Here is a 16,682-nt window from a genome sequence, read left to right as displayed (position 1 = left end):
ACCTTATTGGACAAATCACAGTTTGATAAGTCTACACTACAGAATTTGAAGGAGCTTAAGACGTATGAAAAGAGTATTGTTAAAGCTGAGTGGAGAAGCACTTGCAGGAGACAAGAAGACAGGCTTTGATGAAGCGACCTGTATCGGTGTTGCGAAGCAGGTAAAGCAGCTTGTCGATGACGGGATCCAGGTAGCAGTCGTGACCGGAGGGGGTAACTTCTGGAGAGGCCGCACAAGTGAGACGATAGACCGTACAAAGGCGGACCAGATCGGGATGCTTGCTACGGTAATGAATTGTATTTATGTATCAGATATATTCAGACATGTGGGGATGAAGACAGAGATCTTCACACCGTTTGTCTGTGGAGCGTTCACTTCTTTATTCTCCAAGGATGCGGCTGTGGCGGCATTGGAGGAAGGAAAGGTCATCTTTTTTGCAGGCGGGACAGGCCATCCGTATTTTTCAACAGATACAGGGGCAGTGCTGCGTGCGATCGAGATAGAGGCAGATGCGATGCTTCTTGCCAAAGCAATCGACGGAATCTATGACAGTGATCCGAAGGTGAATCCGGAAGCTAAGAAGTATGATGAGATCACCATTTCGGAGGTCATTGACCAGAAGCTTGCGGCAGTTGATCTGACTGCATCCATTCTCTGTCTGGAGAATAAGATGCCGATGCTGGTATTCGGATTGAATGAAGAGAACAGCATCGTGGAGACGATGAGCGGTACATTTACAGGAACAAAAGTAACAGTATAGGGAGGATATAGGACATGGATGAAAGATTAAAAGTATTTGATGAGAAGATGACAAAGACAATTAAGAGTCTGGAGAGCGAACTGGTGACGATCAGAGCCGGACGTGCCAATCCGCATGTACTGGATAAGCTGACAGTTGATTATTATGGAACACCGACCCCGATCCAGCAGACAGCGAATATCTCTGTACCTGAGGCGCGCATGATCCAGATCCAGCCATGGGAAAAGAGCCTGTTAAAAGAGATCGAGAAGGCGATCAATATGTCAGATATCGGTATCAATCCGACCAATGACGGTTCCACGATCAGACTGGTGTTCCCGGAACTGACAGAGGAGCGCAGAAAAGAACTGGTGAAGGATGTAAAGAAAAAAGGAGAAGCAGCTAAGGTTGCTATCCGTAATATCCGCCGCGACGGTAATGAGGCCTTTAAGAAACTTAAAGGAAGCGAAGTTTCCGAAGATGCCATCAAGGACCTGGAAGAATCTCTTCAGAAGATCACAGATAAGTATATTACTGAAGTGGACAAGGCTGTAGAGGCAAAATCCAAAGAAGTACTGACTGTATAAAAGGGTATTTAGTGAATAAGAGGGGCTTGTTTTTTACACAGCCCCTCTTTTACTCTTTGATAAGATGGGAGGATATAACAATGAATGTACCACAGCATGTGGCGATCATACTTGACGGCAACGGCCGCTGGGCGAAGTCGAAAGGAATGCCGAGAAATTACGGACATGCGCAGGGAAGTAAGAACGTGGAGCGTATCTGTGAGGAGGCATGGCGCATGGGGATCAAGTACCTGACTGTCTATGCGTTTTCCACGGAAAATTGGAACCGCCCGAAGAGCGAGGTGGATGCCCTGATGAAGCTATTGCGCAATTACATGAAAACATGCCTTAAGACTGCCCAGAAGAATGATATGAAGATCCGCGTGATCGGAGATATCACTGCATTGGATGAGGATATTAAGGGCAGAATAAAAGAATTGGAAGAAGCGAGCAAGAATAACGGCGGGCTGAATTTTACCATCGCGATCAACTATGGAAGCAGAGACGAGATGATTCGCGCGACAAGACGGCTTGCACAGGACTGTGTGGAAGGCAGGGTGGATGTGTCAGCCATCGACGAGAAGCTTTATGAGACATATCTGGATACCCATGGTGTTCCGGACCCGGATCTGCTGATCCGTACAAGCGGGGAGATTCGGCTTTCCAATTATCTGTTATGGCAGCTGGCTTACACGGAGTTTTATTTTACGGATGTTTTATGGCCGGATTTTACAAAAGAGGAATTGGTCAAAGCTATCGAACAGTATAATAGCAGAGACAGACGTTTTGGAGGGGTAAAGGAGGCACAGGATGTTTAAGACACGGTTATTGAGCGGGATACTTTTAGTGATCATTGCACTGGTCACATTGATTTTCGGGGGGAGCATCCTCTTCGCCACCTTATTCATCATCAGCCTGATCGGGATGTCGGAGCTCTACAAGGTGTTCGGGATCCAGTCAAAGGCGCCGGGGATATGCGGATATCTGTTTGCGGTGCTGTATTACGGGCTGGTCTTTTTCAAACCGGTCCTGCCGGATACGACAGACTGGTTCCTGCTGCTTTTTATGGCATTTTTGATCTGTATGATGGCTGTGATGGTGTTTTCTTATCCGAAGTTTAAGACGGAGCAGATCTTAGCAGCATTTTTCGGCTTTTTTTACGTGGCAGTCATGCTTTCCTATATTTATCAGACCAGGATCCTTCCAGGCGGCGTGTTTACGGTATGGCTCGTATTTATATGCTCCTGGGGATGTGATACCTGTGCATACTGTGTGGGAATGCTCATCGGAAAGCATAAGATGGCACCGAAGCTGAGTCCGAAGAAGTCCATTGAAGGCGGGATCGGAGGAATCGCCGGCGCGGCACTGATCGGTGTTCTTTATGCTCTGGCGATCAATCATTGGGGAGGAGCCGGAGCCAGTGTGGCAAGATACGCCATTATCGGTGCAGCAGGCGGTGCGATCTCCCAGGTGGGGGATCTGGCGGCATCTGCCATCAAGCGTTTCCATGATATCAAGGACTATGGAAAGCTGATACCGGGACATGGAGGGATACTTGACCGGTTCGACAGTGTTATCTTTACGGCACCGATCATATATTATCTATCAGTCCTTTTGTAGAAAATCTGTCAGCCAGAAGGAGTTACTGTTCATTGGCGAGCCAGCAGACAGTGACCAGGAAGATACGCAAGAGAGGGTTTTAAAATGAAGAAAATAGCAATACTCGGCTCCACCGGTTCCATTGGAACCCAGACACTGGAGGTCGTAAGAGAGAATCAGGATATCGAGGTGACTGCTGTTGCAGCCGGAAATAACATCGCTTTGTTAGAACAGCAGATCAGAGAGTTTTCACCGAAGCTGGCAGCAGTCTGGTCAGAAGAGAAGGCGAAGGAGCTTCGGGAGAAGGTAAGAGACCTGGGTGTGAAGGTCCTATCCGGTATGGACGGACTTTTGGAGGTGGCAGTACAGCCGGACGCTGAGATCCTTGTGACAGCGATCGTGGGCATGATCGGCATCCGGCCGACCATCGAGGCGATCAAGGCAAAGAAAGATATCGCACTGGCAAATAAGGAGACACTGGTGACGGCAGGTCATATCATCATGCCGCTGGCCAGGGAGTATGGCAGTGCCATCCTTCCTGTAGACAGCGAGCACAGCGCCATATTCCAATCGCTTGAGGGCGGGCAGAGGAAGGCACTGCATAAGATCCTTCTGACTGCATCAGGAGGGCCGTTCAGGGGCAGGAAAAGAGAAGAATTAGAGAATATCCAGGTGGAGGATGCCCTAAAGCATCCAAACTGGGAGATGGGACGTAAGATCACGATCGATTCTTCAACGATGGTGAATAAAGGACTGGAAGTGATCGAGGCAAAGTGGCTTTTTGATGTCGATGTTGACCAGGTGGAGGTTGTGGTGCAGCCACAGAGTATCATTCACTCCATGGTCGAGTACGAGGACGGTGCAGTCATTGCCCAGCTCGGCACACCGGATATGAAGCTGCCTATCCAGTATGCACTGTATTATCCTGAGAGAAGATATCTGCCGGGAGACAGGCTTGATTTTGGCACATTATCCCAGATCACATTCGAGAAGCCGGACATGGAGACGTTTTATGGTCTTAAGCTTGCTTTTGAAGCAGGCAGAAAGGGCGGATCGCTGCCGACTGTGCTCAATGCAGCGAATGAAAAGGCTGTGGCATTGTTTTTGGAGCGTAAGATCCGTTACCTGGAGATTCCGGAAATCATACAGACCTGCATGGAGCAGCATAAGATGATCGAGGATCCAACGGTAGAAGAGATACTAAATACTGAACAGTCAACATATGAATTTATTAAAAACAGGTGGTAGTAATATATGGGTATCGTTTTAGCAATACTTTTGTTCAGCGGAATCATCATTTTTCATGAGCTGGGGCATTTTACCCTGGCAAAGTTAAATGGAATCCGTGTGGACGAATTTTCATTGGGACTTGGTCCTACAATCATAGGAAAGAGAATCGGGGGGACAAAGTTTTCTTTGAAGCTGCTGCCTTTTGGCGGTGCATGTATGATGGGGGAGGACGAAGTGGACGATATGTCCGAGGGCAGCTTTAACAGCAAGTCTGTCTGGGCAAGGATGTCTGTGATCGTGGCAGGGCCCGTTTTCAACTTCATCATGGCACTGATATTTTCTATCATCATGGTAGCGTGGATCGGATATGACAAGCCGGTGCTGGCAGGAGTGACGCCAGGTTATTCTGCCATGGAACAGGGAATGCAAAAGGGGGATGTGATCACAAAACTGAATGGGAAGAATGTTCATCTATGGAAAGAGGTCAGCCTCTTCAATCTGATGAATAAGGAGGAAGATACCGTTACGGTCACTTATGAGAGAGGCGGAAAAGAGTATACAGCCCAGATCGAACCAAGACAGCTTGAGGGCGATTCCTTCAAAATGATGGGGATCCAGGGGACCGGTGAGTACACTAAGGCAGGAATCCTGGAATCTGTGAAGTATGGAGCTTATACGCTTAGATACTGGATCGACTATACTTTTGGCAGCTTAAAGCTTTTAGTGAGTGGTGAGGTGGGCATCAAGCAGATGTCAGGGCCTGTGGGAATCGTGAATGTAGTGGATGGGATCTACAAGGAATCGGCTCCGGCAGGCTGGCAGGTGGTTATATTGAACCTTTTGAACATTGCAATCCTTCTGTCAGCCAACTTAGGCGTCATGAACCTGCTCCCGCTTCCGGCGCTGGACGGCGGCCGTCTGGTCTTTCTGGTCGTGGAGGCAGTCAGGAGAAAGAGAGTGCCCCCGGAGAAGGAAGGCATGGTGCATTTCGCAGGATTCGCGCTTCTGCTGGTATTGATGGTGGTCGTTATGTATAATGATATACGGAATCTTTTTTAACCGGTGATACAAGCCGGCAGTCTTAAATTTGAAGGACTGCCGGCTTTTTTGTAATCCTATGGAGTTTTCCGGCATATATATAATGGAAATGAGTTTTGTGAGGAATGGAATGACTTCTCTAAAAGCAATGCAGGACAATGCCGTAGATAAAGGCCGGCTGCAGATCAATGTCACCTCGGAGATCACAGCTTTCCCGATCACGGATGCAACGATTTCTATCTCTTATACAGGAGTACCTGACAGTACATTAGAACAGGTGGGTACGGACGCTTCAGGTCAGAGTGAGGTTCTTGAGCTGAGTACGCCGCCGTTGGAATACAGTCTGAACCCGACCATTGAATCGCAGCCCTATGCAGAGTATACGCTGAATATCAGTGCGCCGGGATATGAGACGGTCAGTGTTGCAGGGGCAGAAGTGCTGCCGGAAGTAAAGGCGATCCAGAATATAAGGCTTCGGCCCCTTGCAGAGGTGAGCCAGGATGAAACCGTATTTGTGATTCCGGCCCATACACTGTATGGGGATTATCCGCCCAAGATCGCGGAGGATGAGATCAAGCCGATTGACGAGACAGGGGAAATCGTATTGAGCCGTGTCGTAGTACCGGAGTTTATCATTGTACATGACGGTTCTCCAAGGGATCCGACTGCTAATAATTATTATGTCAGGTACAGGGATTACATTAAGAATGTGGCTTCCAGCGAGATCTATGCTACTTGGCCCGCAGATACGATCCGGGCAAATGTGCTGGCGATCATGTCATTTACTCTGAACAGGGTCTATACGGAGTGGTACCGGAATAAAGGCTATGACTTTACTATTACATCCTCCACAGCATTTGACCATAAGTGGATACCGGAGAGAAACATATTTGACACGATCTCGGTGATCGTAGATGAGCTGTTTGCGAGCTATCTGTCCAGACCGAATGTCAGACAGCCGATCCTGACACAGTACTGTGACGGGCGCAGGGTATCCTGTCCCAATTGGATGACTCAGTGGGGGTCCATGGAATTAGGTCAGCAGGGATATTCTCCGATCGAGATCCTGCGGTATTTTTACGGGGACGATATGTACATCAACAGCGCCGAGGAGATATCAGGAGTGCCATCCTCCTGGCCAGGATATAATCTGGGGATCGGTGCCAGCGGAGATAAGGTACGGCAGATGCAGGAGCAGATCAATGTGATCGCAGGGGCATATCCTGCTATTCCAAGAATCGATGCGGACGGGATCTTTGGTCCGGCAACAGCCAATGCAGTGGAGATCTTTCAGTCTGTATTCGGACTGCCGCAGACAGGGATCGTGGATTATTCAACATGGTATAAGATTTCTGAAATCTACGTGGGAGTATCCAGAATCGCGGAACTGGTATAGGAAAAGGAGCAAAAAAGCAGGACTGACAAAGGGATGTCAGTCCTGAATTTTTATAAGAGCTGTTTTTTTGGCGGGGACCCGGTAAAAGTTACCTGGAATGTCCGGTATTTATATCCTTTCCGCAGACAATAGCGGGAGAGATAGACGTTCACTACGAGTGAATCCGGAATCCCATTTATCTTTGCGTGTTCCCTTGCAATTTTTTCTACATATTCGTCTGTTTTCCAGAATTTGTGTATAATGATACTCAATTCGACCTCTTTACCTGTATCAGATAAGGTTACGATGTCTCCGGCCATTTCATAGTCCGGTGTTGTGTTAAGATACAGCAGGATCAGATATAAAAATACAATGATTACAGTACAGATTTTTTTCTTCACGAGAACCACCCCTGTTTATAATAATAGGGCGTATTCCCTGTAAAAGATACTTGTAATATCTGGAAGACAAGGATCATTTAATTCCCTATATTAAATAAACAATCAAAAGGGCAAAAACTTTCGCACTAAAGCATACAAAAATGGTAAAATCTCAGAATCCCGGCACTAAACAATGCCTTTTAAGCTCCCCCGGGACCTTCTCTGGGTGGAACCTCATCCGGGATCACACTCTTTAGCCCGTTTTTTGAGGGCAGGTCGATCTCTGGGATATTGTCATCATCATATACGTTGGCCTCTGTGGTTTTTGAGGGCAGTTTAATCTCTCTCATATAGGATCTCCTTCCATTTTTTAATGTATTATGCACAAAAAAGGAAAGAATATGTATCAGAGAGCTATGGTAAAGAAAAAAATCAGCTTCTATTCTGCCATAGAATAAAGCTGCAATAAATGCTCACGCTCGTTCTGTTTCATTCTTACAAAATCTGTAAAACTCACATTTACAGGACACATAGGCTGTTTACAGCAGCGAGCGTGGGATTTATTGTTCGTATAGTGGTATCTTTTGCACTTCTCGCAATAGAATACATGCATCATTAGTATCACCCCCTGGATATATCATATCACAAAAATGTCAGGGAGAAAATTGTAAAATAAGGGTGGAAAGGGACGATAAAAAGGTTATTATGTGTTTTTTTAGCGAAAAAGGTGCAGGATTTCTTACAAAAAGTGACAATAGAGAATGAAGAAATATGCAGTAAACTTGAACTTTTCTGTATATTGCCTTATAATTTAAAAGAGGTGAAAAAATGGAGGATTATGAGAAAGTGCAGCAACGTTTTGTTGCAGTACACATTTTTTGCGGGAAGCTGCAGACAACTCTTTAAAAGGAAGATGAGATATGACATTCGGGCAGTATCCGGCTTTATTTAAGGATGAGTTGACATTATGGAGAAAAAATTATGGCGAGAAGAAGAAAAAGAAGAAGATGGCCGTTCATACTCGGCATGATTATTATAATATGTATATTTACAGGTTTGGGCGCGGTATCCAAAATGCTGCTTCCAGATCTTTTTGCATCCACAAAAAAAGTGATCGAGACGGTGAAAACGAAGACTTCCCCATTGGCAGACGTACCGTTTGAAGAGATACAGATCACGGAGGAGGACGTGTCAAATGGATATTATTATCAGCAGCTTGACGAAGAGGAACAAAAGCTGTACAAGGAGATGTATCAGGGACTCAAAGAAGCAGCTCCTACTATTTACATGCACTCCCCGGATATGAAGGTGCTTGAAAAGATTAGTCAGTTTATTTCCATGGACAGACCGGAGCTGTTCTGGTGTGACGGACAGATGCAGGTGACCAGTTATGAACAGTACGCAGAGGTTCAGCCGGTCTACACCTATACCGGAGAGGAGAAGGACAAACGACAGGCTGAGATCGAGGCGGCAAGAGCAGAATGTTTTTCCGGGATGAGCGGGGATATGTCTGAGTATGATAAGATCAAATACGTTTTCGAATATCTGGTGAACACCGTGGATTATAACCTGGATGCCCCGGATAATCAGAATATATACAGCGCGCTTGTGGGAAAGGCTTCCGTATGTGCGGGCTATTCCCGCGCGGCCCAGTATCTTTTAAGGCAGCTGGGGATCGAATGTATCTATGTGACGGGAAACATCCCGAATCAGGGCGCTCATGCATGGAACATTGTAAAATGTAACGGACAGTATTATCAGATGGATGTGACCTTCGGGGATCCGGTGTTCATCGAGGAAGAAGGGGGAACAAGGCCGCCGGGGCAGAGTATTAATTATGATTATCTGTGCTGCAGCGACGCAGAGATCATGAAGAATCATACGGCAGATACCTTTGTCACATTTCCGCAGTGCACTTCCATGGATCTGAATTATTACAGACTGAACGGGATGTATTATGAAGAGTTTAGGCCGGATCAGATCTTAGAGGCTATGAACCAGTCCATTTATAACCAGGAGAGCTCTTTTACCTGCAAGTTTGCCAATGACAGCCTGTATCAGGAGGCACACGATGTGATCCTGAATGATCTGGTGCAGCAGGCGGCTCAGAATCTTCTGGATTATTATGGGCTGGAATCCGTACAGTACACATATGTGGAGGATGAGGTCATGGATAAGATTAGTATTTATTGGAATTATGGATAAAAGTAATTAAAAAAATTGTTGAAATCTGAATTGAATTGTAGTATAATCTTTACAATTTGAGCACTGGGGCGCTCTGGACACAATGGATTCCAAGAGTGCCTTTGTTATGTAAAATTACACCCTGGCAAAGCCCTGTACCGGTCTTCACCTTAAAAAGGGAGAGAATCCGGCATCAGCGGCAGTGCGGTCTCAAAGGCAGGGAATACGAAGGGAATAGGTGAACATATGAAAGCGTTTCTGATATTAGAAGACGGAACCGTGTTTACAGGAAAGAGTATCGGTTCGAAGAGAGAGATGATAAGTGAAATCGTGTTTAATACCTCCATGACTGGGTATTTAGAGGTGCTGACCGACCCTTCATATGCGGGGCAGGCAGTAGTGATGACTTATCCGCTGATCGGGAATTATGGAATTACACCGGACATGGAATCCAAAAAAGCATGGCCGGATGGTTATATTGTAAGGGAATTGTCCCGTATGCCGAGCAATTTCAGGTGTGAGGGAACGATCCAGGATTTCCTTGTTAAGCAGGATATTCCGGGGATCGCAGATGTGGATACCCGTGCTCTTACCAAGATCTTAAGGGAAAAAGGCACCATGAATGGTATGATCACGACCAATGAAAATTATAATCTGGAAGAGATCCTTCCGAAGTTAAAGGCCTATCGGGCAGGGGATGTTGTTTCCAAAGTAACATGTTCGAAGAAATATGTTTTGGAAGGAAATGGAAAAAAAGTCGCACTCCTTGATTTAGGCGCAAAGAATAACATTGCCAAGTCTTTAAATAAACGTGGTTGCTGCGTGACTGTTTATCCGGCCCACACAACTGCTGAAGAAATCATCTCAGCTCATCCTGACGGTATTATGCTCTCGAATGGTCCTGGAGACCCTGCAGACTGCATTTCTATTATCGAAGAAATCAAGAAATTATACAATACGGACATACCGATTTTTGCAATCTGTCTGGGACATCAATTGATGGCTCTTGCTACTGGTGCGGCCACATATAAATTAAAATACGGTCACCGCGGTGGAAATCATCCGGTGAAGGATCTTTTGACCAACCGGGTATATATTTCTTCCCAGAATCACGGATATGTGGTGGACGATGAAAATGTAGATCCTAAGATCGCCGTTCCGGCCTTTGTCAATGTAAATGACGGGACAAACGAAGGGCTGAAATATATCGGTAAGAACATCTTTACCGTGCAGTTCCACCCGGAGGCATGCCCGGGACCGCAGGATTCCAGTTACCTGTTTGACAGATTCATGGATATGATGGAGGGAGCAAAATAATGCCAAGAGATAATAGTATTAAAAAAGTATTAGTCATCGGTTCCGGTCCGATCATCATCGGGCAGGCAGCCGAGTTTGATTATGCAGGGACACAGGCCTGCCGTTCCTTAAAGGAGGAGGGGATTGAGGTCGTACTTTTAAACTCTAACCCGGCCACGATCATGACGGATAAGGACATCGCAGACCGTGTCTATATCGAGCCGCTCACCGTTGAGGTAGTGGAGCAGCTTATTAAAAAGGAGAAGCCGGACAGCGTTCTGCCGACTCTGGGAGGACAGGCCGGACTGAACCTGGCGATGGAGCTGGATGAGAAGGGCTTCTTAAAGGAAAATAATGTCCGTCTGATCGGTACTACATCTGAGACCATCAAGAAGGCGGAGGACCGTCTGGAATTTAAGGCAACTATGGAGAAGATCGGGGAGCCGGTAGCGGCGTCTCTGGTCGTGGAAAATGTAGAGGACGGGCTTGCATTTGCCAATGAGATCGGTTATCCGGTCGTGCTGCGTCCTGCATATACATTAGGCGGAAGCGGCGGCGGTATCGCCCATAACTCTGAGCAGCTTATGGAGATCCTGGCAAACGGCCTGCGTCTTTCCCGTGTGGGACAGGTGCTTGTAGAGCGCTGCATCGCAGGATGGAAAGAGATCGAGTACGAAGTGATGCGGGATTCTAATGGGAACTGCATTACCGTATGTAATATGGAAAATATCGATCCTGTGGGTGTCCACACCGGAGACAGTATCGTTGTGGCTCCGTCACAGACCCTGGGGGATAAGGAATACCAGATGCTGCGTACCTCAGCTTTAAATATCATCAGTGAGCTGAACATCACAGGCGGATGTAACGTACAGTATGCCCTCCACCCGGAGAGCTTTGAGTACTGTGTCATCGAGGTCAACCCGCGTGTGAGCCGTTCCTCTGCGCTGGCATCCAAGGCAACCGGTTATCCGATCGCGAAGGTGGCAGCCAAGATCGCGCTGGGCTACACCCTGGATGAGATTAAAAATGCGATCACCGGAAAAACATATGCAAGCTTCGAGCCTATGCTGGATTACTGCGTTGTCAAGATCCCGAGACTTCCGTTTGATAAGTTTATCAGTGCCAAAAGGACACTGACGACTCAGATGAAGGCGACAGGGGAGGTCATGAGTATCTGTGATAACTTTGAGGGTGCGCTGATGAAAGCGATCCGTTCCTTAGAGCAGCATGTGGACAGTCTGATGTCCTATGATTTTACCGCCCTTTCAGAGGACGAGCTGACAGAACAGCTTGCCAAGGTGGATGATATGCGTATCTGGAGGATCGCAGAGGCGCTGCGCCGGGGGATCAGCTATGACACGATCCACGAGATCACAAAGATCGACCACTGGTTTATCGATAAATTTGCCATCATTGTAGAGATGGAGCAGGCACTGAAAACGCAGGAGCTGACACCAGAACTTTTAAAGGAAGCAAAACGCATCGAATTCCCGGACAATGTGATCGCTGACCTCACCGGAAAAACAGAGCAGGAGATCCACGACATGCGCCATGCAAATGGCATCGTGGCAGCCTATAAGATGGTAGACACCTGTGCGGCAGAGTTTGCGGCAGCGACACCATATTATTACTCTGTATATGGAAGAGAAAATGAGGCCGAAAAGACAAGCGGTAAGAAGAAAGTCCTGGTGCTTGGTTCCGGCCCGATCCGTATCGGACAGGGAATCGAGTTCGACTTCTGCTCAGTACACTGTACCTGGGCATTTTCAAAGGAAGGGTACGAGACGATCATCGTAAACAATAACCCGGAGACGGTAAGTACGGACTTTGATATCGCCGATAAGCTGTATTTCGAGCCGCTGACACCGGAAGACGTAAAAAGCATCGTAGATCTGGAAAAACCGGACGGTGCTGTCGTACAGTTCGGCGGACAGACTGCGATCAAGCTGACCGAAAGCCTGATGAAGATGGGCGTGCCGATCCTGGGAACCTCTGCGGAAAATGTAGACAAGGCGGAGGATCGTGAGTTATTCGATGAGATCCTGGAAAAGTGCGAGATCCCGCGTCCGACAGGCGGTACCGTATTTACTGCAGAGGAAGCAAAAGAAGTGGCAAACAGACTGGGATATCCGGTCTTAGTCAGACCGTCCTACGTGCTGGGAGGCCAGGGAATGCAGATCGCCATCAATGACCACGATATCGATGAATTCATCGGAATCATTAACCGGATCGCACAGGACCATCCGATCCTGGTAGATAAATACCTCCAGGGAAAAGAGATCGAGGTAGACGCCGTATGTGACGGAGAAGACATCCTGATCCCCGGGATCATGGAGCATATCGAGCGCGCAGGAATCCACTCCGGAGACAGTATTTCCGTCTATCCGGCGCAGAGCTTAAGCAAGTCTGCAAAAGAAAAAATCGCGGAGTACACCAGAAGACTGGCAAAATCTCTCCATGTTATCGGACTGATCAATATCCAGTTCATCGTATGCGGAGAGGACGATGTCTACGTTATCGAGGTGAACCCGCGTTCCAGCCGTACCGTGCCGTATATCAGCAAGGTAACAGGGATCCCGATCGTGCCGCTGGCAACGAAGGTTATCATCGGCAGCAAGATCAAAGAACTGGGATACACTCCGGGACTTCAGAAGGAAGCCGACTACGTGGCAATTAAAATGCCGGTATTCTCCTTCGAAAAGATCCGCGGTGCGGACATCAGCCTGGGACCGGAAATGAAATCCACAGGAGAATGCTTAGGAATCGCGAAAACCTTTGACGAGGCTCTATACAAAGCCTTCTTGGGCGCAGGGATCAACCTGCCGAAATACAAGAATATGATCATGACCGTAAGGGATGAAGACAAGCCGGAAGCCGTAGAGATCGGACGCCGTTTCGAGAAGATCGGTTACCGTATCTTTGCCACAAAGAGCACTGCAGAGGCTTTAAAAGCAGGTGGGGTAAAAGCGATCCCGGTCCGCAAGATCGAGCAGGAGTCCCCGAACTTACTGGACCTGATCTTAGGACACGAGATCGACCTGGTCATCGACACTCCGGCTCAGGGCGCAGAACACTCCAGAGACGGATTTGTCATCCGCAGGAATGCCATCGAGACAGGAGTTAACGTACTCACCGCTATGGATACCGCAAGAGCACTGATCACAAGCCTTGAAAATACAGATATCCAGAAGCTAACCCTTATCGATATCGCGACTGTGCAGTAGGCGTTCGTTAGGAATGAAGTGGAGAGCGAGTTGGGGCGCTGTATAGAAAGGTGAACCTGTCCCCCGCCGGGACTTACATGCCGTTTCGAAGCCTTACCGCTCGCAAAGAATATGTAACAGAAAATAAGGAGAAAATGGAGGTACCTGACACATTCAGCCCAAAATCTGATGATTTTGCGCCTCAGGTGTCAGCATGCTTTGATGTGAGACATCAAAGCATGCCCTCCGTTTTCTCCTTATTTTCTGCAACATATTCTAAAACTCGCTTAGATGGCGTTCGAAACGGCATGTAAGTCCCGGCGGGAGACAGGCTCGCCTTTCTTTACAGCTAAGCGCATCCGGTCGGGACACACTCCATTTTAGGGGGAACATTGTGGAAGCACCGGATGTTGGCTGGCAGGGTGGGATTTTGTTTCACCCTGTCAGTCACCATCTGTCTTTCCCACCCGGAATCCCTCCCGATGTATGGTCCTACCCACCTGATATGATGCACCCAGCGCAGGAGAAGCCGCGCCCAGCGCGCTTTCCCAAAGCGGCTGCTGGTTTCGCGGGCATAAAATGAGCTTTAGAGGTACTTAATGAAACAGAGGCGGATTTCACGGATGATATTTGATTCACAAAATCAAATATCAGAAAGGGCTGAGCCGTGTTTGCATCAGGCAAACACGGTGAATCCCTTTCGTGCCGCGAAATCCGCCTCTGTTTCATTTAGTACCTCTTAGCGCAATGGTCAGCCCGCGCAACCAGCAGCCACTTTGGGAAAGCACACTGGGCACGGCTTCTCCTAAGCGTCCGGTCCCGCATCCTCTCCCGGTTAGAACATACACCCGCTTCCTACCAGATCCCCAGGAAGTACTGCATCCCCAAGCTGACGCATGCGATCCCGACCCAGCAGCAGAATCCGGTGAAGATGGGTTTTGCTCCTGTTTTTACCAGCTGGACGATATTGGTGTTGATCCCGATAGCTGCCATAGCCATGATGATCAAAAATTTGCTTAGATCCTTTAATGGGGCTGTCACAGTGGACGGCAGATGGAATACGGTTGTGACAACGGCTGCAAGGATGAAGAACAGTACGAAGTAGGGGAAGGTCTTTTTCAGGCTGAAGGATGAGCCTTCCAGTTTTTTCTCTTTTCGTTCCCCATAGACTGCCAGTGCCAGGGTGATCGGAATGATCGCCAGGGTCCTTGTCATTTTTACGATCGCAGCTGCCTCTAAGGTGTGGCTTGCATGCATGCCGTCCCAGGCTGCTGCGGCAGCAGTGACAGACGAGGTATCATTGATGGCAGTTCCGGCGAAGAGCCCGAAGCCCTCATTACTTAAGTGCAGCGCCCCTCCCAGAGCAGGGAAGATCAGTGCAGCCACTACATTAAAGAGGAAGATGACAGAGATGGACTGTGCCACTTCTTCGTCTGTTGCATGGATGACCGGTGCAGTCGCAGCAATTGCGGAGCCTCCGCAGATAGAAGAGCCGACTCCGACCAGGATCGCATTGTTTGGATGAAGCTTTAATACTTTAAATAAAATAAAGGCGATGATCAGTGAAGTGCTGATTGTGGAAATGATAATAGGCAGTGACTGGCGTCCTTTTGCCAGGATATCAGTCAGGTTCATGCCGAATCCAAGGAAAACGACTGCGGCCTGCAGGATTTTTTTGGAAGTATAGGTAACTCCCGGTTTTAAAGTATCCTTTTGTTTGATCAGCAGTGTCAGCACCATGCCGATCAGAATGGAAAACACCGGTCCCCCGATGACCGGTACGGCCTTCCCTAAAAACCAGGCCGGTATTGCGATCGCGAGACATAAGAGAAGCCCCGGACCGTTCTTTTTCATAAAGTTCATTTGTTGAATCCTCCGTTCCTTTGTACCTCATAATGCAGCAGCGCAGCGGTAAGATGCTGCTCTTTATACGCCCCGGTATTTGGGCCGGATTCATCCGTATAAAGACTGCTGTTTTCTAATCATATCATAAAATATTCATAAATTAAAATGATATATATTTATTTTACAATAAAATTATGTTATGATCAACCAATAAAATGAGATGAAGAAATGATACAGTAATATCCGGGCAGCAGAGGTACTTTCTGCTGGTGTGCCAGCGGTCAGTTGTATGAAGCAGGCACGCCTGGATTCGATTTATGGGGGATTGTCATGTTAGATTTTCGGATGGAGACATTTCTTACGGTATGTCAGTATATGAATTTTACAAGGGCGGCGGAAGCACTGAATATCACACAGCCGGCAGTGTCCCAGCATGTGCGGTATTTGGAGAAGCATTATCAGGTGAAGCTGTTCCGTTATGAAGGGAAGAAGCTTAAGCTGACCCGGGCGGGGGAGATGCTGCGCAGTGCGGCGCTTACTATGACCCATGATGAGCTCTCTCTGGGAAAGAGGATGCAGAGTGCATATGAGGAATTCCAGGATATCCGTTTTGGGGCCACGATGACGGTGGGGGAGGTGATCATGGCCCGGATCTTAAAGAGATATCTTGCGGAGTATCCGGATGCTCAGCTTCATATGGAAGTGGGGAATACTCAGGAACTTTTGCAGAAGCTGGATCATGGAGAACTTGATTTTGCACTGGTGGAGGGATTTTTTAAAAAGAGCGAGTATGATTTTCTCCATTATTCCACAGAGAATTATATTCCGGTGTGCAGTCCCCATTATCCGTTTCAAAAAAAGATAAGACAGCTGGAGGATTTATTTAGTGAGAGGCTGCTGCTTCGGGAGTATGGTTCCGGGACGCGTGAAATATTGGAGCGCTATCTGGATTCGAAGAATTTTGGTGTGGATGATTTTGCTAAGACTGCGGAGATCGGAAGTCTGCATACGATTAAGGAGTTGACAAAAGAGGGGTTAGGTATTACATTTTTATATGAGATCGCGGTAAGACAGGAATTGGAAAATGGGGAGCTTAAGGAGATCCGTATCAAGGATTTTAAGCTCAGCCATGATTTTACCTTTATCTGGAGACGGGGGAGTATCTATGCAGATACATACCGTGTTTTATTTCAGCGTTTTTCAAAGATTGTGTAGGAAAAGAGGAAG

General features: G+C 47.6%; 14 protein-coding genes. 11 read left to right on the top strand and 3 right to left on the bottom strand.

Going from position 1 to position 16,682, the window contains the following annotated elements:
* Nucleotides 1-64 precede the first annotated feature (64 nt).
* The 7 genes from pyrH (at nucleotide 65) to AC4OGX_RS06395 (ending at nucleotide 6,568) form a co-directional block, all read left to right on the top strand.
* Nucleotides 65-760, top strand: a complete 696-nt coding sequence (gene pyrH / locus AC4OGX_RS06425) for a UMP kinase (RefSeq protein ID WP_493329225.1) — start codon at nucleotides 65-67, stop codon at nucleotides 758-760.
* A 14-nt stretch (nucleotides 761-774) separates the two neighbouring features.
* A complete protein-coding gene (frr, locus tag AC4OGX_RS06420; protein WP_493329223.1) occupies nucleotides 775-1,326 on the top strand; it encodes a ribosome recycling factor in 552 nt (183 codons plus the stop codon).
* Nucleotides 1,327-1,406: 80 nt separating this feature from the next.
* The gene (gene uppS / locus AC4OGX_RS06415; RefSeq protein WP_493329221.1) at nucleotides 1,407-2,123 is read left to right on the top strand and encodes an undecaprenyl pyrophosphate synthase; all 717 of its coding nucleotides are present in this window, start codon (nucleotides 1,407-1,409) and stop codon (nucleotides 2,121-2,123) included.
* The gene (locus tag AC4OGX_RS06410; protein WP_493329219.1) at nucleotides 2,116-2,925 is read left to right on the top strand and encodes a phosphatidate cytidylyltransferase; all 810 of its coding nucleotides are present in this window, start codon (nucleotides 2,116-2,118) and stop codon (nucleotides 2,923-2,925) included. The genes uppS and AC4OGX_RS06410 overlap by 8 nt, the downstream gene beginning before the upstream one ends.
* 84 nt (nucleotides 2,926-3,009) lie before the next feature.
* A complete protein-coding gene (locus AC4OGX_RS06405; RefSeq protein WP_493329217.1) occupies nucleotides 3,010-4,152 on the top strand; it encodes a 1-deoxy-D-xylulose-5-phosphate reductoisomerase in 1,143 nt (380 codons plus the stop codon).
* Between the two features lie 6 nt (nucleotides 4,153-4,158).
* Nucleotides 4,159-5,193 carry an RIP metalloprotease RseP gene (gene rseP / locus AC4OGX_RS06400; RefSeq protein WP_493329216.1) on the top strand — a complete coding sequence of 345 codons (1,035 nt, stop codon included), beginning with the start codon at nucleotides 4,159-4,161 and terminating at the stop codon, nucleotides 5,191-5,193.
* An 88-nt stretch (nucleotides 5,194-5,281) separates the two neighbouring features.
* Nucleotides 5,282-6,568 (top strand): peptidoglycan-binding domain-containing protein, encoded by a 1,287-nt coding sequence (locus AC4OGX_RS06395; RefSeq protein ID WP_493329214.1) that lies wholly within the window; start codon nucleotides 5,282-5,284, stop codon nucleotides 6,566-6,568.
* Nucleotides 6,569-6,618: 50 nt separating this feature from the next.
* Here the strand turns inward: AC4OGX_RS06395 and AC4OGX_RS06390 are convergent, their stop codons facing one another.
* Both AC4OGX_RS06390 and AC4OGX_RS06385 read right to left on the bottom strand, forming a co-directional pair.
* Nucleotides 6,619-6,948 (bottom strand): hypothetical protein, encoded by a 330-nt coding sequence (locus tag AC4OGX_RS06390; protein ID WP_493329212.1) that lies wholly within the window; start codon nucleotides 6,946-6,948, stop codon nucleotides 6,619-6,621.
* A 179-nt stretch (nucleotides 6,949-7,127) separates the two neighbouring features.
* Complete coding sequence (locus AC4OGX_RS06385) at nucleotides 7,128-7,277, bottom strand: hypothetical protein (RefSeq protein WP_493329210.1); 150 nt, start codon at nucleotides 7,275-7,277, stop codon at nucleotides 7,128-7,130.
* A gap of 631 nt (nucleotides 7,278-7,908) precedes the next feature.
* Here AC4OGX_RS06385 and AC4OGX_RS06380 point away from each other — a divergent pair.
* From AC4OGX_RS06380 to carB, 3 genes are all read left to right on the top strand, one after another.
* Nucleotides 7,909-9,132, top strand: coding sequence for a transglutaminase domain-containing protein (locus tag AC4OGX_RS06380; RefSeq protein WP_493329208.1), 1,224 nt, complete (start codon nucleotides 7,909-7,911; stop codon nucleotides 9,130-9,132).
* A gap of 225 nt (nucleotides 9,133-9,357) precedes the next feature.
* Nucleotides 9,358-10,428 carry a carbamoyl phosphate synthase small subunit gene (locus AC4OGX_RS06375; RefSeq protein ID WP_493329206.1) on the top strand — a complete coding sequence of 357 codons (1,071 nt, stop codon included), beginning with the start codon at nucleotides 9,358-9,360 and terminating at the stop codon, nucleotides 10,426-10,428.
* On the top strand, nucleotides 10,428-13,631 hold the full coding sequence (gene carB / locus AC4OGX_RS06370) for a carbamoyl-phosphate synthase large subunit (RefSeq protein ID WP_493329204.1): 3,204 nt from the start codon (nucleotides 10,428-10,430) through the stop codon (nucleotides 13,629-13,631). Before AC4OGX_RS06375 ends, carB begins: the two co-directional genes overlap by 1 nt.
* An 834-nt stretch (nucleotides 13,632-14,465) precedes the next feature.
* Here carB and AC4OGX_RS06365 read toward each other — a convergent pair.
* On the bottom strand, nucleotides 14,466-15,473 hold the full coding sequence (locus AC4OGX_RS06365) for a YeiH family protein (protein WP_493329202.1): 1,008 nt from the start codon (nucleotides 15,471-15,473) through the stop codon (nucleotides 14,466-14,468).
* A gap of 312 nt (nucleotides 15,474-15,785) precedes the next feature.
* Here AC4OGX_RS06365 and AC4OGX_RS06360 point away from each other — a divergent pair, with 312 nt between their 5' ends.
* The gene (locus AC4OGX_RS06360; RefSeq protein WP_493329201.1) at nucleotides 15,786-16,670 is read left to right on the top strand and encodes a LysR family transcriptional regulator; all 885 of its coding nucleotides are present in this window, start codon (nucleotides 15,786-15,788) and stop codon (nucleotides 16,668-16,670) included.
* The last annotated feature ends 12 nt before the right edge of the window (nucleotides 16,671-16,682 follow it).

The organism is Faecalicatena sp., from assembly GCF_058819085.1.
Note: the sequence above shows the minus strand (reverse complement) of the source record. Positions and strands in the feature narration are given on the sequence as shown.